Annotated in this window: 16 protein-coding genes; 7 read left to right on the top strand and 9 right to left on the bottom strand. The window is 46.1% G+C overall.

Annotated elements, in window-relative coordinates:
* Window positions 1-132: 132 nt before the first annotated feature.
* Together ACFO4R_RS08370 and ACFO4R_RS08365 are read right to left on the bottom strand one after the other, a co-directional pair.
* Entirely contained in the window at window positions 133-795 is a 663-nt protein-coding gene (locus ACFO4R_RS08370) for an immunoglobulin-like domain-containing protein (protein ID WP_379788634.1), read from the bottom strand.
* A 152-nt stretch (window positions 796-947) separates the two neighbouring features.
* A complete protein-coding gene (locus ACFO4R_RS08365) occupies window positions 948-2909 on the bottom strand; it encodes a phosphodiester glycosidase family protein (RefSeq protein ID WP_379788633.1) in 1962 nt (653 codons plus the stop codon).
* Between the two features lie 416 nt (window positions 2910-3325).
* Between ACFO4R_RS08365 and ACFO4R_RS08360 the strand changes: the two genes are divergently transcribed.
* Together ACFO4R_RS08360 and ACFO4R_RS08355 are read left to right on the top strand one after the other, a co-directional pair.
* A complete protein-coding gene (locus ACFO4R_RS08360) occupies window positions 3326-3781 on the top strand; it encodes a COG2426 family protein (RefSeq protein ID WP_379788632.1) in 456 nt (151 codons plus the stop codon).
* A 472-nt stretch (window positions 3782-4253) separates the two neighbouring features.
* Window positions 4254-5069: an EFR1 family ferrodoxin gene (locus ACFO4R_RS08355; RefSeq protein ID WP_379788631.1), complete on the top strand. Its 816-nt coding sequence runs from the start codon at window positions 4254-4256 to the stop codon at window positions 5067-5069.
* 415 nt (window positions 5070-5484) lie between these two features.
* Here ACFO4R_RS08355 and ACFO4R_RS08350 read toward each other — a convergent pair whose 3' ends face one another.
* Together ACFO4R_RS08350 and ACFO4R_RS08345 are read right to left on the bottom strand one after the other, a co-directional pair.
* Window positions 5485-7275 (bottom strand): CocE/NonD family hydrolase, encoded by a 1791-nt coding sequence (locus tag ACFO4R_RS08350; RefSeq protein ID WP_379788630.1) that lies wholly within the window; start codon window positions 7273-7275, stop codon window positions 5485-5487.
* A complete protein-coding gene (locus ACFO4R_RS08345) occupies window positions 7266-8123 on the bottom strand; it encodes a DegV family protein (RefSeq protein ID WP_379788629.1) in 858 nt (285 codons plus the stop codon). The genes ACFO4R_RS08350 and ACFO4R_RS08345 overlap by 10 nt, the downstream gene beginning before the upstream one ends.
* Before the next feature lie 471 nt (window positions 8124-8594).
* Between ACFO4R_RS08345 and ACFO4R_RS08340 the strand changes: the two genes are divergently transcribed.
* The 5 genes from ACFO4R_RS08340 to ACFO4R_RS08320 all read left to right on the top strand — a co-directional run bounded on the left by ACFO4R_RS08340 (window position 8595) and on the right by ACFO4R_RS08320 (window position 15370).
* On the top strand, window positions 8595-9884 hold the full coding sequence (locus tag ACFO4R_RS08340; RefSeq protein WP_379788628.1) for a DUF3798 domain-containing protein: 1290 nt from the start codon (window positions 8595-8597) through the stop codon (window positions 9882-9884).
* 173 nt (window positions 9885-10057) lie between these two features.
* The gene (locus tag ACFO4R_RS08335; RefSeq protein WP_379788627.1) at window positions 10058-11665 is read left to right on the top strand and encodes a sugar ABC transporter ATP-binding protein; all 1608 of its coding nucleotides are present in this window, start codon (window positions 10058-10060) and stop codon (window positions 11663-11665) included.
* On the top strand, window positions 11655-12728 hold the full coding sequence (locus ACFO4R_RS08330; protein ID WP_379788626.1) for an ABC transporter permease subunit: 1074 nt from the start codon (window positions 11655-11657) through the stop codon (window positions 12726-12728). The genes ACFO4R_RS08335 and ACFO4R_RS08330 overlap by 11 nt, the downstream gene beginning before the upstream one ends.
* A complete protein-coding gene (locus ACFO4R_RS08325) occupies window positions 12725-13852 on the top strand; it encodes an ABC transporter permease subunit (RefSeq protein ID WP_379788625.1) in 1128 nt (375 codons plus the stop codon). The genes ACFO4R_RS08330 and ACFO4R_RS08325 overlap by 4 nt, the downstream gene beginning before the upstream one ends.
* A 489-nt stretch (window positions 13853-14341) precedes the next feature.
* Complete coding sequence (locus ACFO4R_RS08320; protein ID WP_379788624.1) at window positions 14342-15370, top strand: PIN domain-containing protein; 1029 nt, start codon at window positions 14342-14344, stop codon at window positions 15368-15370.
* A 36-nt stretch (window positions 15371-15406) separates the two neighbouring features.
* Here ACFO4R_RS08320 and ACFO4R_RS08315 read toward each other — a convergent pair whose 3' ends face one another.
* From ACFO4R_RS08315 to ACFO4R_RS08295, 5 genes are all read right to left on the bottom strand, one after another.
* Entirely contained in the window at window positions 15407-15844 is a 438-nt protein-coding gene (locus tag ACFO4R_RS08315; protein ID WP_379788623.1) for a Dps family protein, read from the bottom strand.
* A gap of 593 nt (window positions 15845-16437) precedes the next feature.
* The gene (gene addA, locus ACFO4R_RS08310) at window positions 16438-20106 is read right to left on the bottom strand and encodes a helicase-exonuclease AddAB subunit AddA (RefSeq protein WP_379788622.1); all 3669 of its coding nucleotides are present in this window, start codon (window positions 20104-20106) and stop codon (window positions 16438-16440) included.
* A complete protein-coding gene (locus ACFO4R_RS08305) occupies window positions 20099-23431 on the bottom strand; it encodes a PD-(D/E)XK nuclease family protein (protein ID WP_379788621.1) in 3333 nt (1110 codons plus the stop codon). The genes addA and ACFO4R_RS08305 overlap by 8 nt, the downstream gene beginning before the upstream one ends.
* 496 nt (window positions 23432-23927) lie before the next feature.
* Window positions 23928-24353 carry a metal-dependent transcriptional regulator gene (locus tag ACFO4R_RS08300; protein ID WP_379788620.1) on the bottom strand — a complete coding sequence of 142 codons (426 nt, stop codon included), beginning with the start codon at window positions 24351-24353 and terminating at the stop codon, window positions 23928-23930.
* 142 nt (window positions 24354-24495) lie between these two features.
* Complete coding sequence (locus ACFO4R_RS08295) at window positions 24496-25041, bottom strand: rhomboid family intramembrane serine protease (RefSeq protein ID WP_379788619.1); 546 nt, start codon at window positions 25039-25041, stop codon at window positions 24496-24498.
* Window positions 25042-25105 lie beyond the last annotated feature (64 nt).

Genomic DNA, 25105 nt, shown 5'->3' with positions numbered 1-25105 from the left:
TCGAGTTTAATCTCATTTGTCAATGATTTTCATCTCTTATTTGCCAAAAACAGGCTCATTGTTAAGGAGATACCGCATAATTGGAATTTATCTATCCCTATAAACCGGGGAAGTTCTTCTTACTGTGTAGTTCTATTTCGTAATTTCGAATTCCGCATAATAGACTACCTTATCAAAATCATCTACTTTCCTGAAATCCATGACTTCTTTACCTATCCTATATTTGCCTACATGAAGTTTTTCGTAAATATATTCCCAGTTAATTTGCCAGCTTATAGTATCATTCATCGGAATACGGTATGCTATATCTTCCCACGCTAAATCATGATTTCCTTGAATATGCTGTACTTCTTTCCACCCATTTTCTTGTGTCCAGTTTTCCAATATGAACCAACTGTCTGTTTGTAATTCACCTGTTGGTTCTCCACCGGATTGTGTACATACAAGCGTCAAGTTTGTCGGCGTTATATCTTTAGCCATAAAATCAATTCCCCATGTGTCTTCAAATACCATAAATTCCGGCGGGAAATACGAAGACAGCATTCTTTTTTCTTCCGGTAGCTCCAACCATTCTAACGTTTGCTGTGACAGTTCTGATTTCAAGTATTCTTTCCCGTTATATCTGACTGTTTCATCATCACTGATAGATTGTTGCTGAGTTTGTTCTGTTACCTGTTCTGTATTTGATATCTCTGCGCTACCGGCTACCGTTTTATCACTACTTTTTATATTTACACATCCGTCTAATGTTGATACGAATATGAGCAACAAAGTCAACACAATATATCTTTTCATATCATATTCCTCCAAATCAGAAGTTTTCCCTCTGTGCGGCGTTTGATTAACACTGTTATCTATTAAAAAGGACCGGTTGAACTCTTTGAGGCATACCGTCATAACTTGTTTCTCAGTAATGAGCTGTTCTGGATACCCGGAATTTCAAACCCCTAATTTGCCAAACTTTTGAAGCTGTAATACAAGACTCCGTTATCTTCCTGAAACGCCAAATACTTGATATCCGAAAGACTCCCGTCGGAGAGATTTTTGATGTCACGAACGGAGATCCTGCTTATAGAACCTTCCTGATAGGAACTGTTACTTCCTCTTTTTTCGACAATATAAATGTTCTTTGTCTTAGCAGCCTCATGTACAATCTTTTGGAATACCTCCAAAGACTTACCTGACAAATTGATTTTGGAGTTTGTCATAATAACGAGGTTGTTAAGGTTGGAAGATGCTGCATTTCGCAAGGCATCCCATTGATATTTCAAACTGTCTCCCGATGTGTCAAGCAGAAGAAAACCCGTACTTCCCACCGTTTTTAAATTTGCTTTGGACAGTGATACGGCATTTCCCGCTCCCACTTCTTTTCCCGAGTTGCCAAGTAGGATGACATTGGGAACCTGCTTGAGTTCCTTCTCCAGTTTCTCCGCCATTGCACGAATCATCACATCGTCGCTTCCCGCCGAAGTGTCGGTCGCAACGGCAAAGCTTGTGGAAGTTAATGTGCTTCGATGCTTCGGATCGGTGTCGTTTCTTCCTACCACTTCGACATCCAAACTCCCGCTTGCCCCACCGTAACTCGCTACGAGAGTCCCCTGACCTCCGTTTGCAAAGGTGTAGTTCTTGCCGTCAAAGCTGCCTCCGAGAGAACCCGCACTGACACTGACACCCTTGCCCGACAGGAGGTTGTCGTTTGAATCAAAGACCTTTACCGACAGAGGAATCTTCTGCCCTTGAACAAGGATGGAACGCAGAGGTGTAATCTCTATTCTGGAAGGACTTCCCTTCTGTGCGATATTCTTGGCCGCAACGGCATTGATGATCGGACGCTCCGAGTTTATCCTGTTTTCCACCTTGGAATCGACGATCATCTCGGTGGACCCCCCTCCGTCAAAAACAATGGCTTCTTTGACGTTTTGAGCCATCAGAAAACTCTGCACATCCTTTTCACTCATACCGATCGCACCGCCCATTCCTCTTCCGTCCACGGTCATAAAAATTACCTTGTTGTCATGGGTGGTCGCCAAGGCGGAACGCTGACTCTTTCCACTGACCGTCTTGGTAATGGAGGTCGGTTTTCCGTCCTTGATCAGGAGGCTTCCCCCGCCCACCGCCATTCGGGTGTTGGGAAAATTCTTGGTAATTTCGGTTTGAAGGCTGACGTTGTCACCCACACTGAATCTCTGTGCCAAATCTCTTCCCGATGCGGGATCGGAGATGATGGCATAACCATCGGACGGAATCACGGTTGCAGGCTGTGCGACCCGAACATCCGTAACCACTCCGTTTTGAACGATGACCTCAACCAAGTTGGGTCTGGTCGGTTTGACCCCGAAAGTCGTCGAACGATATTCCGCGGTGTAGATGATCACTCCCTTGGTCACTCCGTTGGGTTTGTTGATCGAGTTGGCGACGGTGGTCATTCCCTTATTGATATTGTAAATGGTCACTCCCGACTTGATATACTCAATGCTCGCCTTCTGTGCATCGTCCACGAGAACCGTTGCAAATTGATTGGGTTGATAGTGCGGCGTTGAGATCTGCTTTCCATCCTTGACCATTGTGCCGATTGAAAAACTCGGATTTGCCATCGAAAAAAAGTCCGCATTTACAGCAGCGACCACATTAGGCTCGCTCTTGAGCATATCGCTGAGCTTCGCCCTCTTCGAAATCTCATTCGGGTTGAAGATCAGATCCAGCTTCACATTGGGATTATTGAGGTCAACGGTCACAAGATTGATGTTTTGAACCCCCGACTCGTAGACCTGACTTATCTTTTTGAGTTGCATCCCCTGTCCCAGCGAGATCTCGTAGCTGTCCTGATGGATGATTGCATAAGAGCTCTTGAGAGCGGTCATCGAGAGAATCACCCCTGCCAGAAAGCCCACAAACGCTTTCCTCTTCATATTTATCTTCCTCCTTCGTATATTCTGATGCAAGACTATTGAGCGGTGCTCTGACATACCGCTTTCTCCGCCGTGAATAGACGACAGGTCTTTCTCTGTTGCATCGGCAAAGATTTTCTTTTGCCCATTGTATCCAGTCTATGTGATATTTCTCCAAAAATCAATTACAGCGACATTACAGTTTTTCCACTAAAACACTTTATTTAAATTTACCCTTCTTTGTGGTAAAATAGAGAAAATGAAACTTCGTTTTATCTCCATCGTTAAAATGTAAGAAGCATTTTTGCAATGTCGAGGACAGACACGCCCGTTAGGAAGTCTCTATCCGCTTCAGCGTTTCTCCCTTGCAACAAAATCTCTGAGAAAGGAAAATGTATCGGCAAATACATTGCGTAACAATTATGTTGGAGTTTCTCTTGAAAAACACATTTTTATCAAAGGAAATCCTGGTCCTTCTGCTATCAGCGGTCCCGCTGATCGAGCTCCGAGGGGCGATCCCCTTGGGTTATGCTCTCGGCCTTCCGCCTTGGCATGTATATGCTTTGGCCGTGATTGGCTCAAGCCTGCCCGCACCTTTTTTGATCGCCTTCTTCCAAAGGGTATTGAACCTCCTGAAAAATGGGGGGTATGTTCCGGGATTTACCTCTTTTTTGGAAAATCACATTCAAAAACGAAGTAAAAAACTTCGATCCGCGACCCTTCTCGGTCTCTACCTCTTCGTTGCGGTTCCATTGCCGACGACAGGGGCCTATACCGGATCAATCCTGGCTTCCATCTTCAACATAAGGCTCAAATACTCTCTTCCCGCCATCATCCTTGGAAATATGACGGCCGGGATTATTATTATGGCTTTATCACACACGCTGTTTTAAGAAAACGCGGTCTCATACAAGAAGGACGACAGGGGGCACACCTTCACAAAAGAGAGCGCATCTTCTTCATCAACAGCAGTCGTCTCCCGGATGTTCCATCAAGACGTCGTTATACAAGGAGCAATATAACCACGGTCTCACAATGTCGATAAAACTCTTAACTACGCTTCCTTCACAAACCTGCCTTATTTATATCCCGTAGTAACAAAGAAGGGCGTATCTCCATACAACCTCTTTGCCTGTCTGTGAGAAAGCAGTTGCCGGGAAACTACGGACAATGCCGCATACTCCAAACATCCGCATAAAAGCAAGTTTCTATGAAGGACGAGATTCTTAAACACATTTGCGTGACAAGCTTTTTTATTTTGTAAGCTCACGCAAGAACAGGAGTTCGACGCTGTACGATGTTTCGTATCGGCTTCTTCGCCCGAGGGGGGAAGTTTCATTAGTTCTATAAAAGGGGGATTTATTTATGATCAAACGAGTTTGTACTTTTTATTTCAGTGCGACAGGGACGACACAGAAGGTCATCAAACGTCTTTCTCACTGCGTTGCCTACCACCTACATATCCCGAAGGTAACGGAATTTAACTTTACACTTCCGTCAAGTCGCAAAGAAATGCCGATCTTCCAAGAAGGCGATCTGGTGATCGCAGGGGTGCCTGTGGTAGCAGGAAGGGTTCCGAACCTTCTCCTGAAGTTTTTGGACACCGTTCAAGGTGAGGGAGCCCTCGTTGTTCCCGTTGTCCTCTATGGCAACCGAAACTACGACGATGCTCTGATCGAGTTCGGGCAGATTTTCGAAAAGGCGGGAATGAAGATCGTAGGTGGAGGAGCCTTCATCGGAGAACATTCCTTCTCCAAGATCCTGGCTCACGGAAGACCCGATGAGGAAGATATGAAAATCGTCGATGAATTCGGTGAAAAACTGGCAAAGAAATGTCTTTCCGAGCCGATACATTCGATAAAACTTCCCGGAGAAGATCCGATCCGATTTTACTATCAGCCTCGCGATCGACATGGGAATGCCATCGATATTCGAAAAGTCAAGCCCAAGACCAACGAAAAGTGTATCAACTGCAAGCTCTGTGCAAAGGTTTGTCCGATGGGAGCCATCGATTTTGAAGATGTATCTCAGGTCACGGGAATCTGCATCAAGTGCTGTGCCTGCGAAAAACGCTGTCCCGTCGGTGCAAAATACTTTGATGATGAAAACTACCTATATCACAAAACCGAGCTTGAGGAGCAGTACGCCGGCACCAGACGACCCGCCGAATACTATTTGTAAGAATTCTCTATTAGAATTGATCTGTTGAATACTTTGATACTATTTGTCATTTAAATTATGGATATCACGGATTTGTACTCCGTGAAAGAGAAAACGAATGTTTGCGGTTTCAAAACGGATATAACCACACTTCTATCGAAAAATAGTATAAGTCGCATATCGCTTTCAGGTTCAAAAAAAGAGAAGTCCCTCGGAACTTCTCTTTTTTTGAATACAGACCCTTCCTTATCAGATCACCCGTTCGATCAAATCATATACTACATCTTCATTTACTTGCATCACACTGCCTTTTGTCTGGAATCCTCAATATGATCGAGTCCCCGTAATCGAAAAACAATGCGACCGAGATATGTTTCAAAGTGTTCGACCTGTTTTGCAATATCCAGTCATATGAACAGTATGAGCGATGATCCTCTTAATCCTCCCCTCTTGTTACAATGGGAAGCTCCACCCTTGTCGGATACTTCCCTCCAAAATAAAGGAGCTGGTTTGCGATCCTCCATCGTGTTTCTTCATGCCAAGGAGTCTTCGTATTCTTATGGTTGATATAGGCGGGAAAATTCGAAGAACTGATGTCAACTCGAAGTTTTGATCCCGCCTTCCACTTCCAACAAATATCCCAAAGCTCCAAGATAAGCTCCACAACTTCACCCGCTCGATACTCCAGAGCCCTGTCGCTTTCATTGCGATAACGGATGGACGTAATCCCGTCACAGACGTGATAGGCTGCTCCGTCCTCGGTGATTTCGACCACCTTGGCGGTAAATGCCGTATCTTCCGCATCGGTTGCTGCAAAAAGATGAACTCGAACACTTCCTGAAACCTCAAGGTCCCGATTCAGAGTCTGTGAACAGAAACTGATAACATCACTCCTCTCTTCATAGGAGGGCAGCTGTACCGGACCGTGTCTTGCACCTTCGAACCCCTTGAACATCCATGCCATCATACTGTTCCCGCCCAAAGTTTCGACCGGATCACAAGGGTCATAGACATAGCTGACCTTCGCTTCCTCCTCAGACAGATGCAGATCCAACCTTCCCCCTTTCAGGAAAGGCTTCTCCCTGCCGGGACAAAGATAGAAGACCTTCTTTGTGTCGGTACGAGGAAGATCGCGGCTGTGTTCCCACAAATGGCTTCCGCAACGATAGAGGTGGGTACCCAAATAATCTTCGGGGACTTTCCCTCCCTTGAGTTGGTAGTCAAACCATTCCAGCCCCGCCTTGATCGACATACTCCCCATGATCATGCCGTTCTCAAGAGGATAATCTCCCGGGACCATTCCCAAGTGATCCCAAGGGCCTATAACAAAGCGACTCTTTTTCTTGACATCTTCTCTCATTCCTTCATAAGAATGAAGCATTCCCTTGATCTGATGATCAAACCATCCCGCACACATCAGTACGGGTACGGAAAGTTTGCCCGCCATGCGTTGCAGACCGTTCCATATAGTGTCCTGCCAAAACTCCGAACTCTTATCGACATTGGAGATTACCGCCTGATAATGGCCTACCTTCCTGCCGAACAGTTCCTCATCCACCCGCTTGTGTGGAAGGATTTCCAAGGCCCTGCGATACATCCCGCTGCGATCGAGTCGCCTGTCCATATCCGTGACCGCTATCATCCATGCCGTGTAGAACTCCGGTCGAAACATTCCGTTCATATACATCTGTGCATAACGGTTGACTCCCAGCTTGTCCAAAAACATTGTTTTTACCTGTTCGGGCAGACAGTCCGCAAGGATGTACTGACAAAAGGAAAGATAAGAGAAGCCGAAGAGGACGATTTCTCCGTTTTGCCAGGGTTGCTCGGAAATATATTCGATCGTCTTAAGTCCGTCGTTTTTTTCGTAGATAAAAGGAACAAACCTTCCATCGGACTTTCCGCTTCCTCTACAACTTTGTAACACCACATTGTATCCGAAGTAGACAAAGTGACTTACCGATGCAAGCAACCTCGGAATGTCGTATTCGTAAGGATTGCGAATGAGGACGGTAGGCGAAGGAGAGCCTTCGGACGGGAAGAGAATAATCGTATGCAGGAACACTCCCTCCTCCACTTCTATCATCTCCTCACAGCTTCCTCCTATCTTGTTCCGCCTCGGCGGCAACTCCTTCGTAATCCTGTCATGGAGATAACGATAACTCTCGGGTACTTCAAAGGGTTGGATCCCCCGGCTTCTTTTTGTATCACATCGAACTACTCCCAAAAGATGACCGCCCCTATCGTTCCCGGACCTGTATGACAGGTAAGCAAAGCACTGAGCTCATGAACTTGCACCTCCACACCGGGGTATTGCTCTTCCAGAAGATCCTTGAGATAAGCGGCGTCCTCCGCCCTCTGCCCATGTACGACAAAAATATTCTCGACCTTTGCGGCCCGTGCATCCTGTGCAAACATCTCCGCAACCTTCTTGATAGAACGTTTTCTCCCCCTTACCTTAGCTACATTATGAAGAGTTCCATCATCGGTCACACCGATGATGGGCTTGATGTCGAGCATCTCTCCCAGAGTGCCCTCCACCTTGGGAATCCTCCCCCCTCGAATCAAATACTTCAGGCTCTCGACTGCAAAATATACGCTTGTCCGATCGAGCATATCCTGTCCCAGTTGAACGAGTTCTTCAAAAGGCATACCTTCCAGAGCCTTTTTCGAAAGAACCCTGACGGTATGCCCCATTACCATCGACACTCCTTTGGAGTTCAAGACCCTGGTCTCTATGCCCTTATCCGCAAAGAATTCCGCATAGGAGATGGCACTCTTATAGGTACCGCTGATCCCGCCGGACAGAAAGACCCCTATCACATGGGTATATCCCTCCTCCAAAAGCTTGTTATAAGTAAGGACAAAGTCTTCGCCCAAAGGGGAGGAGGTCTTGGGCCTGAACTCGTCCAAGTCCCTCGTAAGCTCTACGGCATCCTTATCCACTCCGTCACGAAACTGCCTTTCATCGTTGTAAGTGATCAACATCGGAACGACAAAGAGGTTGGGGCAAGCCCCCCGTTCGTTCGCATACAAATCATTGGTAGAGTCGGTTATAATTGCAATTTTGTTCATAGTTTTACTCCGTTTTCAAGTCGTTTTATCAAATGCTTAGAATACACTCCCTATCATACCATTTTTTTGCCTTCGTCACAACGAAATTAAACGCAATGAAAGAGCACTATCTTCCTCACTGTTTATCTATCGATAACAACCGGAAAAGAGAAGCGGATACAACAAGGTCACAGATTTTATACGATATTTTCTGCAAATTCGTTTTGACAAAAAATCCGAAACCATACTTCCCTCTGTTCAAACTCCCTCTGATAAAAGGATGTATGCCGCTAAAACATCTGTCGCATCACAAAATATAACTATATAAGACAAGGGTTCAAAAAAGGTTCTGTAAAAAAATTTTTTTACGATTGAAATACAATTGTAATTGTGTTACAATTATTTAAACATTTTGATAATTAAGGGCGTAGCGAACTTCTATCCTGCCTTTTGTGGAAATTATCAAAAAAAATATTATAGTGAGGTGGAGACATGAAACATTACAAAAAGCTATTATCTTTTATGCTTGTACTTGCCATGTTGATCGGATTGACAGCTTGTGGCGGCGGAAATGCTCCCGCGGAAAATCCTCCGGCTGAAGAGGGTGCTGCGGAAGGTGGAGAACAACCGGTCGAAGAAGCACAATACCACATCGGTATCGTTACCGGTACGGTAGCTCAAGGAGAAGACGAACTCAGAGGTGCGGAAGCTGCCATTGCAAAATACGGCGATGCGGCTAACGGCGGTATGATCGTCCACGATACTTATCCCGACAACTTCATGCAGGAACAGGAAACGACCATTTCCAAGATCGTTGCCATGGCGGATGACCCGCTTATGAAAGCGATTATCGTAAATCAATCCGTTCCCGGAACGAGTGCAGCCTTTGATCAGATCAGAGCAAAGAATCCCGACATTCTTCTGATCGCTTTGACCCCGCAGGAAGACACCGTGATGGTGGAAGAAGCTGCCGACTTGGCGGTGGATGCGGACAACGTATCCAGAGGATATCGTATCATCGCCGCTGCAAAAGAAATGGGAGCTACAAAATTCGTTCACGTTTCTTTCCCGAGACATATGAGTATCGAACTGCTGGCACTCAGACGTGCAATCATGGAAGAAGCTTGTAAGGACCTCGGACTTGAGTTTATTACAGAAACCGCTCCGGACCCAATGAGTGACGTGGGTATCCCGGGAGCACAACAGTTTATCGCCGAGAACATCCCCAACTGGATCGAAAAATACGGCAAGGATACCGCTTTCTTCTGTACGAATGACGCACACACCGAGCCTTTGCTCAGAGGAATCGCAGCGGGCGGAGCCTTCTTCGTGGAGCAAGATCTTCCCTCTCCCATCATGGGATATCCGGGAGCATTCTCCATCGACTTGAAAGATGTTGCGGGAGATTGGCCGGCAATCAACGCTAAGGTTGAAGAAGCAGTTGTTGCGGCAGGCGGAAAAGAAAGAATGGGAACTTGGGCATATTCTTTGGGATATTCCACCACTTTGGGTGCCGTTGACTTGGCAATGGGTGCTATCGAAGGTACAAAAGACCTTACGAGTATTGATGATCTGAAAGCATCCATCGAAACTTATACCGAAGGTGCAAACTGGATGGGTACCTACTACGTAGACCGTGCAAGCGGAGAAGAGAAGACAAACCACATCCTCGTTGCTCAGGATACCTATGTTTACGGTAAGGGTTACCTTGGAATCGATAAAGTTGAAGTGCCTGAAAAATATATGAATCTAAATGTAGATCTTGAGGCGCTGAAGGAATAGAAACTGTCATCAACCAACGGTCTTCTCAGACCGTTGGTTCTTTTTAATTCAAAACCCTTCCCCAACGCCTGATCCTTCCTTCATCGGAAATAAAAATCCGCAGAAGTTCGGGAAGGTCCTCTCAAAAGAACAGAAAAAACAAAACTACACTTAAGTAAAGGGGTGATTCTATTTTGGGAGAAGTACTACTGCAAGCCAAAAATGTCGGAAAGCACTTTGACGGAAATGTCGTGCTCAAAGATGTAAACTTTGATATAAAACCCGGAGAGATCCTCGGACTGGTCGGAGAAAACGGTGCCGGAAAATCAACTCTTATGAATATCATCTTCGGTATGAGTGTCATAGCCGATACGGGAGGCTTCGATGGAGAGATCCTCTTCGACAACAAGAAGATCAACTTCAAAAGCCCCATCGACGCTTTGAATGCGGGAATCGGGATGGTTCACCAGGAATTTAATCTAATTCCGGGCTTTACCGTTTCGGAAAATATTACACTTAATATGGAAAAAACCAACCCTTCGGTCATCTCCAAGGTCTTCGGTAAGAAGTATGAGAGTATCGATACCAAGGCCAACCTTGTGATCTCAGGAGAATCCTTGGACACCTTGGGTGTTGAGATTAACCCCAACTCGCTGACCAGCGAGATGCCGGTAGGTCATAAACAGTTTATCGAGATCGCAAGAGAAATGACCAGAAAGGATGTCAAGCTTCTTATCATGGACGAACCTACCGCCGTACTGACAGAAACCGAGGCGGATATACTTATTCATTCTCTAAAAAAAGTATCTTCTATGGGTATTTCCATCATCTTTATCTCCCACAGACTGCGTGAGATTCTCACCCTGTGCGATAAGGTCGTCATCCTTCGTGACGGTATCGTTGTCGAGAACAAACCTTCCTCTGAAATGACGGTGGAAGAGATTGCACAGAAAATGGTCGGGCGTGAAGAAGGAGAAAAGAAGAAGAAATCCTCTTCCGAGCGTGCGCAGATCTCGGATGAAGATCATATCATGGAAATCGAACATCTGTGGGTGGACATGCCCGGAGAGCAGGTCAGCGATGTCAACCTCAAGGTCAAACGCGGAGAGATCCTTGGAATCGCAGGTCTTGCCGGACAAGGAAAACTCGGTATCCCCAATGGAATCCTGGGTACCTATCCCGTCGGCGGGAAGGTGGTCTTCAACAACAGCGAACTGAAACTCGGAGATACCTTCGATATCTTGAAGCGAAAGATAGCCTTTGTATCGGAGGACAGACGAGGGGTAGGCCTTCTGCTTGAAGAGCCGATCTATTGGAATATCGCATTCAACGCCATGCAGATTCAAGATAAGTTTATCAAAAAAATCGTCGGTCTGAAATTCCGCGATGAAGTGGCAATGAAGAGTTTGGCAAAGGACTATATAGATAAACTCGCCATCAAAACAACGGGACCGGGACAAAAGGCACAGAACCTTTCAGGAGGAAACCAACAGAAGGTCTGTCTGGCGAAGGCCTTTGCCATGGAACCCGAACTTCTCTTCGTTTCGGAACCTACAAGGGGAATCGACATCGGAGCAAAAGAACTGGTCCTCGATGCGATCAAACAGACCAATGTTGAAGACAAGACTACTGTAGTCATGGTTTCTTCGGAGTTGGAAGAACTTCGTTCGATCTGCGACAGGATCGCGGTCATCTGTGAAGGAAAAATCGCAGGAATCCTCTCTCCGAATGACCCTGCCGAAAAGTTCGGTCTTCTTATGAGCGGTGAGTCTGTGCAAGGAGGTAGCGAGAATGCAAACTAAGTCTTTTATACAGCGAGTAGGTTGGCCGAGGATCATCATTGCCCTCTTTCTCTTCATCCTGTTTCTTGCCGCACCCGTGGCGGGTATCAGGCTCGACCAATCGTTTGAAAACGTGATCAGCCGTTTCGGTATGTTCTCCATCCTGGTGCTTTCCATGATACCGATGATCCAATCGGGTTGTGGACTGAACTTCGGTCTACCCATCGGTGTTATCGGAGGAATCTTGGGAGGGATCACCAGTATCGAATTCGGATTTACCGGACTCTTCGGTATTATTATGGCAGTGGTCTTCGGAGTGCTTGTTTCTTTGATACTCGGTGCCCTGTACGGATTTTTGCTCAATCGAATCAAAGGAGACGAGATGTTGATCGCAACCTATGTAGGCTATTCCTTTGCCGCGTTTATGAGCATCATGTGGGTCGTACTCCCCTACAAAAATCCCGTATCCGTTATGAGTTATGGAGGTTCGGGTCTTCGTCAACAGATCCCGGTGTCGGATTTTTGGATGACGAAGGAAGTCTTCGCCGACGGAACGAGCAGGACGGTAGGAGTGATCTCCAACTTTTTGAGTTTCAACATTACATCGGGACTCAGGGTGCCGACGGGTATGTTCCTCTTCTTCGCCATCGGGGCCTTTGTCATCTGGGCCTTCTTTAAGACGAAGCTCGGTACCTGTATTACAGCCGTAGGTTCCAACCCGGACTACGCAAGAGCTGCAGGAATCAATATCGACAGGATGAGACTGATCTCCGTCATGCTTTCGACGGCGATTGCAGCGATCGGTATCATCGTCTACCAACAGTCCTACGGATATATCCAGCTCTACACCGCACCGCTTACCTTTACCTTCCAGTCGGTTGCGGCGATATTGATCGGGGGAGCGAGCCTAAACAAGGCCAGCATCTTAAACGTCATTATTGGTACCCTCCTGTTCCAAGGTATCCTGACGATGACTCCCATCGTAATCAACGGAGCCTTGAACATCGACGTTTCCGAGGTCATCCGTATCATTGTAACCAACGGAATGATTATCTACGCATTGACAAGGAGGAACAAAGCATGATGAATAAGAACTTGAAACGAAGTCTTGGAAAATACATGGTTCCCATTCTCTTCCTTCTGATATGCGGAGCCGGGATCGCCATTGCAAAGCCGCCCATGTCCTACCTTTCGGGAGAACTCGCTCGAAGGATGGTTCGAAACACCTTCTTCGTACTCTCTCTTATCATCCCCATCCTTGCAGGTATGGGAATCAACTTCGGTATTCCCCTCGGATCCATGGCGGGTCAGATCGGTCTTATCTTTGCTACGGACTGGGGTGTCACGGGATTTCAGGGACTGTTGGTAGCTGCGCTGATCGGAACACCGATCGCCATTTTACTTGGAAACTTCTCGGGACGTGTCTTGAACCGTGCAAGAGGTCGGGAGATGATTACCTCAATGATGCTGTCCTTTTTCATCTTGGGAATCTATATGCTGTTGTTGCTCTATCTCTGTGGTTCTGTCATTCCCTTCCGAAACAAAAAAATCATTCTTTCGCAGGGATATGGAATTAAAAATGCCCTGAAACTCGATGCAGCGCGGGGGTTTGACTCCATTCTAAGCTTTACGGTGAACCTTCCCTTCGGAAAGGACTCCATTGCCTTTGAAGTGCCGGTCGTAACCATCCTCTTCATCGTCGCCCTCTGCTTCTTTACCATCTGGTTTAAGAAGACCAAACTCGGCCACGACATGAGGGCAGTCGGTCAGGATCAGAAGGTGGCATCCAACGCGGGATTGAATACGGATAAGATCCGTATCCAATCCATCGTAATCTCTACTGTACTTGCATGTTATGGTCAGATTATCTACCTGCAAAATATCGGTACCCTCAATGTATATGCCGGTCAGGATCAGGCAGCCCTCTATGCGGCGGCATCCCTTCTCGTCGGTGGAGCGAGCGTATCGAAGGCATCCATCCCCAACGCCCTTGTGGGAACGGCCCTCTTCCACTTGATGTTCATCGTTATGCCTCAGGCTGGAAAGGCTCTGACGGGAGATGCCATGATCGGAGAATACTTCCGTACCTTCCTCAGCTACGGTGTCGTAACCGTTGCATTGATTATGCACGCATATGAACGACAACGAGCAGCGGAAGAACTTAGACAGCAGGCGAGAACGGGAATTCCCCAGTCGCAGGCAAAATAAACAGCGTTCTTCTCCTTTTCAACACCCCGATGCTTGGAACCTCCTTCATCGGGGTGTTTTAGTATTATACTATTCTCCAATAGAAGTATGGGTATATCTGTTTTTTATACTATTCTTCAATAGAAGCGTGGTTATATTTATTTTTATGATCACAAAAATCCATTTTATTTCCTGTTGAATACAGGTTACTTATATCTATAACTCAAATGAATAATAGTATTATACTATTACCTGTTGCATTGTCCGGTTATCTGTATGAGTATTTTTCAACCACAAAAATTCATTTTCTCTTCTATGGAGTGCAAACCCTTGATATCCATCAATCGAAGGAAGACTCCCGTAAAACCGCTCGGTATTACCTTCTTCATCAAGGAGGTTTCGGATACTGCACGGATATATAAACATATTTTTCTCTCACTGAAACGCCAGACTTTACAGATTTTTGTCCATAGGTTAAAATAACTACATCAAGTAAAAAGGAGTACATCAATGAACTATTATCTCGTAGATTATGAGAATGTAAGAACTCAGGGTCTCAATGGAGTAAACAAACTCTCTGAAGAGGATATCGTCTGTATTTTCTACACCGAGCATGCAGACAGCCTCACCTTCGGACTTCACAGACGATTAAACGAATCGAAAGCAACAATACTGTTTCGAAGAGTCATCGCCGGATATAAGAATGCTTTAGACTTCCAATTGTCCTCCTACCTTGGATATATCATCTGTGAAAATGCGGAGAATCAGTATGATTATTGCATCGTCAGCCAAGATAAAGGATATGAAAGCCTCGTCGACTATTGGAAGAAAAGAAAGGTAAATGTAAGTCTTGTTACAAATGTAGTAAAGCAAAAAGAACAAGCCTCGGAAGATAAGGCTGAAACACAAGAAGATGCACTGAGTCCTTGTGAGAAAGTAGCAGAAGAATACTCACGCGACAATACTGCTTCAGAAGAACAAACAGCCGACCTTCCCAAGGATACACCCGTCGTTTCTGCAACCGCAAAACCAGAGATACAGAAGAACTCTCAAACACAGGCCGAGGAACTGCTCTTTTTTGATAAAATGATAAGGGATTACTTGCAAAGCGATATCGTTTCAAAACAACAAACAGCCGAGGATACCGTTATTTCCACAACGACAAAGCAAGAGGTACAGAACAACTCTCAAACACAGACCGAGGAACAGCTCTTTCTCAACAAAGTATTAAAGGAATATTTTCAAAGCGATATCGTTTTGGAGGAGAAGGAAACCGTGCCCGCCTCAGATACCTCTGTTGTTCCCGTCACGGTGCAACAAAAGAAACGGACGATGGATAATGATTTGGAAAAACAAGTAGCCAAGCTGCTTAAGGACAAGTCCGATGCTCCCGCCGTAACAAAAATACTCCAAAACTGCAAGACAAAAATGGAGCTTAACAACGCCTTGATGAAGAAGTTTCCGAGCAAAGACCATAAAAAATCAAGCGAAATCTATACTGCACTCAAACCTTTGATTGCAGACAAAAAGGGCAATTAAAAATCCGCGGATGAACCGCGGATTTCTTACTTCTTCTTACTTGGACAACATGGAGTTGATAAACCAAATTTGCTTGTTATAATCTGCAATATGCTCTTCAAACATAGCTACTGCGGCAAACCAATCTTCCTCATCGCAAGCATGTCTCAAAGCGATTGCTTCCTTACGCATTTGTTCCATATCAGCCAATACAAGCTCCAAGCCTTCTTTGCAGCTGAATGCTCTTGTCGGCTCTTCCTTGATCGTAGCAAGCTCCAAATGCTCCTTCAAGGTAGAGGCCGGAAAATGTCCGTGCATCTTCATATGCTCGGCAACCGCATCCATTCTCTCAAAAGCCTTGTCATACTCCGCTTCGGTAAACTCGTGAACTGCTACGAACTGCTCTCCTACCACATTCCAGTGAATATTGTGCAATTTTACGATCCATACGGACAAATTGGATAGATATTGATTAAATTCTTTTAACATTTTCATAACTTTATTTCCTCCCTTAATTTTTATACAATCGGACAGTGTTTTATCCTATGTCACTTATCATACCCGTATTCAAAATACTTAACCATTTTTGCAAAAATATTTGATGTTTTTGCAAATCAATATCGTATAAGTGAAAAACAAAGAACGATAACTCTGCTCTCGAGGGCAAGCAAAGCTTGCGATTGATTCAAAAAGCGAACAGCGGAGCATTGCCTAGAAGAGAAAGGTAAACGCAGTGAATGACGAAGTTTGCTAAGCCGTTCCAAACGGGTGAACCATCGATATAAATCAGCTGTTTGAGGCCTTGGCGAGTTCTGATGCTATGGTTCACGACTTGGTTTTCAGCTCCAGAAACGTCCTCGTTCCGATTGCACTTTCATTTACTATAAATTCTGTTTTATACTATTCTCCAATAGAAGTATGGATATATCTATTTTTTGACTACGAAAAATTGTTTTATCTTCTATTGTTCACAGATTGTTTATATCCACAACTCAAAAGAATAATAGTATTATCTCTATATCTCCCATACACCTGTCATTTTTTTATTGGATTTTAGTATAAATCCGAATCTCCTTGCATTTCTCCTCTTACAAGATCCTTGAACTCCTGCCGTAACGCAACCATACGATATGGATCTCGTCGACCCTTCTGTGATAACTCTTCTCCAGGGCCTTCGCATAAATCTCCATCTGTCTTCGGTGCTTCTCCGCATCCCTGTACCTGTCCGTCTTGAAGTCGATCAAAATCAGCTTTTCGCCCTCAAAGAAGTAGCAGTCGATGATCCCCTCCAGACGGTAGTTGTTATACGCCATCATAAAGGGCTGTTCCCGATATACCTTGTCTGCAAGCATCAATCGTTTGCCTATAGAACTTTCGAGGAAAGAGGTCAGCCATTCGATTTCGACCGCTTCCGCTTCCTCATCGGTCAACAGCTCTCTTTGTCTCATATCCTCGACCTTCGCCCTCAATTCGTCCGAGGTTTGAGGCTTGAGTTCCAAATTTTGTATCACGAAGTGAGCAAGACTGCCTTTCTCTGCCGAACTGAGCCCCGTCTTTTCCTGCATAAAATCCGGCAATCGATAAGTCTGCTCCAAGCCGTTGGAGGAAGGCGTATCGGACAAAACTTCTGTTTCCTCAAATGAGGAAGAACTCCCTTTTCTTTCTTCCGCGTTCTCTTGCACTCTTGTTTCAGAAAAAAGCCTTTTCGCCTCTTCCTTCTCACGGCCTTCCTCAAACAGCAGTCTGCTGACCCCCTTCTTGTAGGGAAGCAGTACCTCTTCCTGATAGGGGTAGGTAAGGGAGAGTCTTTCCTCAAGCAAAGTCCTCATTTTCTCCGCCTCGCTCGGTCCATCCTCACAGGCGAGGAAGTCCTCGACCTTGGTTCTCATATCCTCTCGCTCTTCCGCTTCCTTCTCCTCAAGGTCATCCATACTCAAAGAATGGAACGAGAACACGCTCCTTCCCTCAATCAGTCTTGCCTCCTCCGGGACCAGATCCGCAAAGGCACGAAGCCCTGTCGCGTTCCTCTGCCTGACAAGGATGGGCAACAACCAACCGAGGTAAGACCTTCCCTTGAAGAGTTTTTCCTTCAATGTTCCCCGATAAGCCTCGCTTATCGCCTTGTAAGGGTTGGAGGTCTCCCCGATCAGGATCAGCCTGTCGACTGCCCTTGTAAGTGCCACATAGAGAATCCTGACCTCTTCCGACAACAGCTCCTGTTTCTTCTTCCTCTGTATCATCTTCTTGAAGAAACTGTCCCGATAGCTTCCCTTCTCCAAGTCGACATACCTCGGTCCCAGCCCCAATTCGTTGTGCAGGATTACCGCTTCACGATTGTCGGCAAAGTAGAAGTTGCGATTCAAGTCCGTCAGGAATACAATGGGAAACTCCAATCCCTTGCTCTTATGCACGCTCATAATACGGACGACATCCGCACCCTCGGACAGACCCATCGCCTCGAGGGAGTCTCCCCTCTCCTTGAGGATGCGATCGACGTATTGAAGAAAACCGAAGAGTTTTGCATTTTCGGAAGCCTCGTATTCCTCGATCTTCTGCAGAAAACCCCTCAGGTTTTCCACCCGTTCCTCCCCTTTTTCGAGGAGGTTCTGATAGTTCAGATACCCGCTCTCCGTCAGAAGTTCAAAGACGAAGTCCGACAAACCGAGAAGTTTCTCCCTGCTCCTCCAACGCTCCACCTCCTTGAAGAAATCATCGATTTTACGAACCAAAACCTCGTCCCTGTCTTCGCCCCCCTCCATATAGGACATAACTGCATTGTAAAAACTTCCCTCCCTTTGCAGACTTCGGATCTCGACAAGGTCGTCCTCGTCCAATCCCCCGAAATAGGACAACATCGAAGCGATCAGAGCCTCGTCCTGCATTTCGTTGTCTATCAGACGCAGATACTCCAACAAGCTTCGAATCTCGATTACATCGAAGCCCACGGAAGAGTAGTCGAGGTAACACGGAATTCCGTAAGATTTGAGTACCTTCTCCAAGTCTTTGGCACTTCCCTTGGGAGAACGCATCAATACGACCATATCCCTAAAATGAATTTCTTCCTCCTCGCCACCCGGCTTCCTTCGTTTCTGTCCCTGTAACTCCAGTATCCTTCTCGCAATAATGTGGTGGGAGATACTACCTTCCTCGGACTTTTCTCCGAGATAGAACTCTACGCTGTCCTCCTGAGGAAGAAAACTCGCTCCCGGCACCAACGCCTGCCCTTCGGCGGTGTAATCGATTTCGCCTAAGGAAGGAGTCATCAGAGCATAGAATATATCGTTGCAGAAGTTCAGGATCTCCTCCCGACTTCTGAAGTTCTTGGACAGGTCGATCTTGACCGAAGAACCGCCCTCTCCCGTCGCATAGTTTCGGTATCTTCTTTGGAACAACTTGGGTTCGGCAAGTCGGAACCCATAGATGGACTGTTTGATATCCCCTACGAAGAAGAGATTGTTGTGCCTACATATCGCCTCAACAATCGTTTCCTGAACAAGGTTGCTGTCCTGATACTCATCAAAAAAGATGTATTCAAACCTCTCCCGAAGTTGTGAGCGAACCTCCTCCTTCTTGAGCAGTTCCAGGGCAAAATGCTCCAGATCCGAAAAATCGACCAGTTCCATCTCCTTTTTTTTGATCTGATAGGCCTCGTAGTAGTCTTTGACAAAGCGGTACAGGACCTTCATCATCGGATATAACTCAAGCGACTCCTCATAAAGTCTCATCAGGTCTTCCTGTACCAAGTCCGTTTGAAGCTTCTTAATCCTCCCCTTGATTTCGGAGTTTCGAACCTCCTTCATTTCATCGAGCAGTTCTTCATCGAAAAGCCCCGCTTCCTTCTGCTTCTTCGAGACCGATTTCAGACGACTGAACGAAAGGCTGTTTAAAGCTCGGACAAAGTCCTCGTACAGACCTGATCCGTCCTTGCAGTACCGACCTGTAGCTTCGATGTAAAGATCCAACTTCGCCTGCAGGAGTTCCACCGAACGAGCATCATCCGCAAAGTTCTCATAGTAGGGAAGATCGTTCTCCCTGCTGACCTTGCAGGCTTCCTCTATACTCTCCCGGACAAGGCGAAGTTCATCCCCGATCTGCTCGAGATAGAATTCCATCACGGGAGAACGCAGAAAGTCGTCAAAACCCATATCAAACGCCTGTGTCTTTTCTTCCAGCCATTGCCACGGTTCACTCTGCCCCTGAACGAAACGGAAAATCCTGTCGATGAGCTCGACAAAGTTGTCGTCGGACTTCTCCCCCCCATAAGCATCCATAAGACGGATAAAATCTTGACTTCCTTCCTCGTAGTACCTCTCAAGCACCTCTTGCATCGCATCCGAGCGAAGTACATCCGCATTTGCACCCGTCGCGACCTTGAACGAGGGCGAGAGATTCAGATGATGAAAGTTCTCCCGAAGCAGCTCGATACAAAACGAGTGGAGGGTGCTGATCGAAGCCTCCCCCATTGTGCTCATCTGCTCCTGTAGGAAACTGCTGTCATCGGGATCTTCGATGATTTTTTCGACCATGACCTTTTGGATTCTCTCCTTCATCTCTCCTGCCGCCGCATTGGTAAAGGTCACGATGAGCATCTTGGTAATCGGCACCTGCTCTTCCTGAAGAATACGCAAAATTCTCTGCACGAGGACCGCCGTCTTCCCCGATCCCGCCGCTGCGGACACCAAAATGTTCGTTCCCTGCTTTTTGATGACGGAAAGCTGTTCCTTTGTATAACTTACTTTTTTCTTCTCCTTACTCATGTCCTTCCGCCTCCTTTCGGGAATTTAACAACACCTTGATCTCCTCATCGCTCTGCGTTCGAATCGGCCTGTACTTCTCATCTTCCACCCTCTCGTCAAAGCGACAGATGGACTTGTAGTTGCAATAGGTACAAGCGGTGTCCTCCTGACCTCGGTAGACGGGCGAGACTTCAATCCTGCCGCTTAAAATCTCTTGAGCTATCTGTTTTGCAAGTTCCAACACACGTTCGATCAAACGATCGAATTCTTCCTCGGAGAGCAGGTTCTCCTTCTCGTCGTACTTCTTCCTGCCCGTTCCGTAAAAAACACTCGAATACTCGTCGATGGTCTTGTCGATGGCATGCAGGACAGCCTCATCCTTCAAAGCAATCCCTTTCATCAACGTCTTACTGTTGCGTGCCTTCTCCAGTTCCTCCTCGTCCTCCGCCTTGACCAAAGGATCGATTGCAGGAAAGTAGAAAACCCCTGCAGGCAATACCTTGTCTTCTCCGAAGGCTCGACTGTAAAGGCTCGCAAACAGATATACGATCAACTGAATATCCAGCCCGTTCCACGCATCGGAGAGGTCGAAGCTCTTTCTCGAGGTCTTGTAGTCTATGATCTTGATGTAGGTCTGCGACTCCCTGCTCATCACGTCGATTCTGTCGATTCTGCCCCTGAGATAGGCTCTATCCTCCAACAGGGTGACTGCGGGCAGTTCCTGCTTGTAACCGAAGTCCACCTCCTGACCCCAGATACGAAACTCTCCCTTCTTCATCTGCCTGAATATTCTGCCTCCGACCTCACAGGCCGTCTTCTTCAACTTCTCGAGCATATATCGATTTCGAGGCGTGTTTTCAAACGAAACTTCCAGCCTTTGTTTCGCCTTTTCTTCAAAGATAGCATCCATCTCCTCCCGACACTTCTCCTCCGAAAAGGAAGGGTCCCTCTTCAATCGGGCAGTGAACTCATCGATGCTCTCATGGAGCAGGATGCCGATGTCCGTCGCTTCCATATTATAGCTTGTTCTTTCCTTAGGCGAGAGGGCATAACGGACAAAGTGTTTGTAAGGACAGGAAGAAAACTGCTCCAGTCTCGATGTGCTGAAGTTGACTCTGTCTCCATACATTCTTCCGATATGCCTGCTCTGTATATAACGCGCCTCCTTCGTCTTTTGCAGGGCCTTCATCAAACGCTCAAGTTCTTCGTCTCTTCGCTTGGAAAGCAGACGTACCGCCTCCCTCCAAAACAGTTCTTCCTCACAGCCTCGTTCGATAACCTCCCTGAGGTTTCGGGCAAGAAGATGGAGCAGGGGTCTCCTTCCGTAGACGGCTTCGACCGGAGAACTCTTTTTTTCCACGGCCGATAGTGCAATCATCATCTCTCTGAGCCTCGTAACGTAGTAGGAAGGACGCAGGGGTTTGCCCGTGTGATCGCTCAGGGCGTAAGATAGAAACAGCTTCTTGCTTACCGTTGTTGTATTAAGGTAGAAGCTGAGCCTCTCCTCGGCACGTACCTTCTCCGGCACGGAAGGAAGCTCCACCTTACTTTTCTCCAACTCCGAGCGTTCTTCCCGAGTGAACAGGGAGACCTCCGCATGCTGCTTGGGAAAATATCCTTCGCACAATCCCAGCACAAAGAGATAGTCATCCGTTTTGTTTCTGCTTCTATCCAAGGTCGCAACCATGATCTGATCCTGTGCCGGAGGAATGATACCGATCTCATGCCCTTCCATCCCCGACATCAAAATTTCACCAAACTCCTCGATGTCCACTCTTCGATTACCGACAAGCTCTACAAGTTGGTTTACGATATCAATAAACACATCCCAGACCTGTCTGTTCTCATTGGCAAAATCAAGCAGTCCTTCCTCCTCAAGCTCTTCGATATAGCTCTCCAACTTTCGGGGAAAGTGATTCTCCAACAAGAAATCTATCAGGATACGAACAAATTCACTCACTGTCTTTTTCTTTCTTGTCTGCTTATAGAAGTCCGACAGAAACAGGGTAAGTTTCTTTTGGATTCCAAGCAGTTCCTGCCTCTCCTCTTCCTCCATAATCCCCCGTTCAAAATACTTCTGCTCAAAGTACATCATGCCTCTTATCTTGTGGGAAATACTGTAGTTCTCAAGCACCTCGATCTCTCGTCTCTCGAGATTGGCAAAACCCAGCTTCAAGAAAGTGAAGAGACCGGCGTAATCCATATGAAAGGCCATGCACTCGATCAGGTGTTTGATCGACGCGATCATCGGATTTGCGAAAAGTTCCCTCTTCTCATCGATGAACACGGGGATGTCATACATCGAAAAAACTCTCCTGATCCTCTTCACATACTCATTGCTGTCCGTGACACAAAGTCCTATATTGCGATAACGTGCCCCCCGATACATCACAAGTTCTTTGATCTTACGAGCAACCGCATGGACTTCTTCCTCCGTACTTTGATGATCCCTCAACTCTATGCTTTCAGGCTCATCTTGATAAAGGACCTTGGAAAAAGAGAACAGTTCCTTCCCGAAGAAGGCAAGTTCTTTATTCCCTTCCTGCGCTTTGCAGTACTCAAACTCTACCTTGATGCCCCTCTTCTCTGCAAGCTTTCGGAGTTTTGCCATAGTTTCCTCCGTCGCGGAAAACACATTATCCGAGACATATCCCCTTCTTTCTTCTCCCAAGGGAAGACTGATTTGAACCTCGTTTCCGTTTTCCAACAAAGCCCCGATCACTTCGTATTCCAAACCCGTAAATCCGTTAAAAAAAGTAAGATAGATATCGACACCCTTCAAATGCTGCGCGTTTTTGATCTCTTCACACAGAAGAAGCATACGATCCTCATTGTCGGAATAATTCCCTTCTAAAATCTCCTTCATCCTTCGCTGCATCAGGGCAATCTCCCTAAGCTTCCGACGAAGGATCTCACTGTCTGAAGAAGCTGCAACCTCCTCCAACTGCTGACACGAGATGCCCGATCGCTTCAACTCCGTCAGCAGACGAAGGGCGTGAGAAAGAAAGTCCTGATTGTGTGCCCCCTCCCGAAACACTTGAAATTCATCCTTGTAATCTTCAAATACCGTACGCAGGACCATAGACTTTCCGACCGCATCGATGAAGGGACGTCTCCTGCCTGCGGTAACCGACAGGACTTCCCTTGTCAACCGTTCAAAACTGACTGCCCGTACATCCATCAAAGCCTCTTCCTTCAGTTCTTCCATCAACCACATATCCGTGATCAAAGTCGCCTGTTCGGGAACAATAAAGTAGGTTCGGGAGTTCAAACTCCCTTGAATATATCGCTCCAACAAACGTTTCTGTCCTTCCTTTACGGACGTTGAGCCTATGATATGTAACATAACCCTTCCCCCTTCTCCAACAAAAATACCCGCCTTAATGCAAGCGGATAAGATAACTCTGCCTCTTCGACGGCAGAATTGAACGGATCGTTCTTTTTATCGAGAGAAAAAATCCCAATCCGTCGAAATTACCTGCCTATAGAAGCGCTCTACAAAGACATATGTTCTTCCTTCATCTTACGATACCACAGGAAATACCGCACAAAGGCAAAACCCTTATTTTCTATGGATTTATACTGTTCTTCGATAGAAGTATGGTTCTATCTATTCTTTGACTACGAAAACTCATTTTATCTCCTGTGTAGTGCTAATTTCTGATATCAACAGTTTAAATAAACAGTAGTATTACAAAATATAGAAGCTTGTCAAATCAAGTCTTTCAAGAAATTCACCCTTCATATAAAAACAAAGATTACGCCTTTTTTGAATGACTGGGCGTTTCCCTTGTTTTTCAAGCGTTCATCCGAACCAACTCAAGCAAGTGCTCCTCAAAATATCACTTCTGCTCCTCTTTCTCAATATTCTCATAGATCACATTGCCGTTGGGACTGCTCTCCGGATAACCGAGGTACTTATTCAGTGCATCTCTTAGAGCATCTCCCGTGACGTGTTCAAGCAGATCCGCCTGATCGTGGATCAGTTCCTCATCCATATCCAAATTGTTCTTGAGAAAATACTCCCACAATCGATGTTTCGACAACACCCCCTGTGCCCGCTCTCTTCCCTTGTCGGAAAGAGAGATTCTGTTTTTCTCGAGCACGAGCAAACCATCCGTTTCCAGTTTGCGAAGCATAACGGTAACGGACGGCTTGGATACCTTCAAATACTCAGATATACTTTTATTCGTCGTATATCCTTCCTGTCTCGACAGACGATAGATTGCCTGCAAGTAATCTTCCCTGTTTGAATTCATCTTTCCCATCCCTCAATAACTCCCCTTATATTATACTATCAGATTTTTGTATAATTCCCCTATAAACATTCCCGGAATTCTATTCCAAACCGAAAAGATGTTTTTGAACGCTCTACCCTCTCTACATAGGATATGTCGACCAAACACAGTATTAGAAAATGCCCAATCTCAGCCCGACAAAGGCGATAACGGCTCCCAAGATCAAACTGATCGAATGAATGATCAGAGTCGAGCTGTTCCCCGAAAATATCGGTATGTTCCCAAAAATTGCAAATCCGAGGATCCATCTTCCATACGCACTGTGAATATCGAGTTTCCGTGTGTCTTTTCCAAACAACGCATAGATCACAATCAAACCTATCATTGCAAATACAATGGGTGAGCCTCCCACGCTGATCGATTTCCTGTACAGAATGGAAAAGCAAACATTGGACAATGTCGCCGCCGTCAAAGAAAACACAATCATCTTAAACGAAGTTGTCCTTGTCTCCAAAAAAGCACATACCCAATAAAAGGCAATGCTATTTAACAGAAGATGGAGGAGATTGACGTGGAGGAACAGTCCTGTAAAAAAACGCCAATACTCTCCCTGAATAATTGAAATGCCCTTATTCGCACACACCTGTGCCAAGTCTTTTTTCTTTGCTAAGAAATACGCTCCCCACCAGATACACATAACCGCTCCATAAGCTCTCATTCTCGAATCCTCCTTCAAGACTTGCTCTGAAATCAGCCTGTATCTATAGTATATACCTAAAAAG

It is taken from the genome of Filifactor villosus (assembly GCF_042652965.1).
GTDB lineage: Bacteria > Bacillota > Clostridia > Peptostreptococcales > Filifactoraceae > Filifactor > Filifactor villosus.
Note: the sequence above shows the minus strand (reverse complement) of the source record. Positions and strands in the feature narration are given on the sequence as shown.

Bases quoted from the DNA above. Each gene is read 5' to 3' on its own strand.
- ACFO4R_RS08370 (WP_379788634.1), bottom strand. From the start codon at position 795: ATGAAAAGATATATTGTGTTGACTTTGTTGCTCATATTCGTATCAACA.
- ACFO4R_RS08320 (WP_379788624.1), top strand. From the start codon at position 14,342: ATGAACTATTATCTCGTAGATTATGAGAATGTAAGAACTCAGGGTCTC.
- ACFO4R_RS08300 (WP_379788620.1), bottom strand. From the start codon at position 24,353: ATGGGAAAGATGAATTCAAACAGGGAAGATTACTTGCAGGCAATCTAT.
- ACFO4R_RS08315 (WP_379788623.1), bottom strand. From the start codon at position 15,844: ATGAAAATGTTAAAAGAATTTAATCAATATCTATCCAATTTGTCCGTA.
- ACFO4R_RS08345 (WP_379788629.1), bottom strand. From the start codon at position 8,123: ATGAACAAAATTGCAATTATAACCGACTCTACCAATGATTTGTATGCG.
- ACFO4R_RS08330 (WP_379788626.1), top strand. From the start codon at position 11,655: ATGCAAACTAAGTCTTTTATACAGCGAGTAGGTTGGCCGAGGATCATC.
- ACFO4R_RS08365 (WP_379788633.1), bottom strand. From the start codon at position 2,909: ATGAAGAGGAAAGCGTTTGTGGGCTTTCTGGCAGGGGTGATTCTCTCG.
- ACFO4R_RS08295 (WP_379788619.1), bottom strand. From the start codon at position 25,041: ATGAGAGCTTATGGAGCGGTTATGTGTATCTGGTGGGGAGCGTATTTC.
- addA (WP_379788622.1), bottom strand. From the start codon at position 20,106: ATGAGTAAGGAGAAGAAAAAAGTAAGTTATACAAAGGAACAGCTTTCC.
- ACFO4R_RS08340 (WP_379788628.1), top strand. From the start codon at position 8,595: ATGAAACATTACAAAAAGCTATTATCTTTTATGCTTGTACTTGCCATG.
- ACFO4R_RS08355 (WP_379788631.1), top strand. From the start codon at position 4,254: ATGATCAAACGAGTTTGTACTTTTTATTTCAGTGCGACAGGGACGACA.
- ACFO4R_RS08305 (WP_379788621.1), bottom strand. From the start codon at position 23,431: ATGTTACATATCATAGGCTCAACGTCCGTAAAGGAAGGACAGAAACGT.
- ACFO4R_RS08325 (WP_379788625.1), top strand. From the start codon at position 12,725: ATGATGAATAAGAACTTGAAACGAAGTCTTGGAAAATACATGGTTCCC.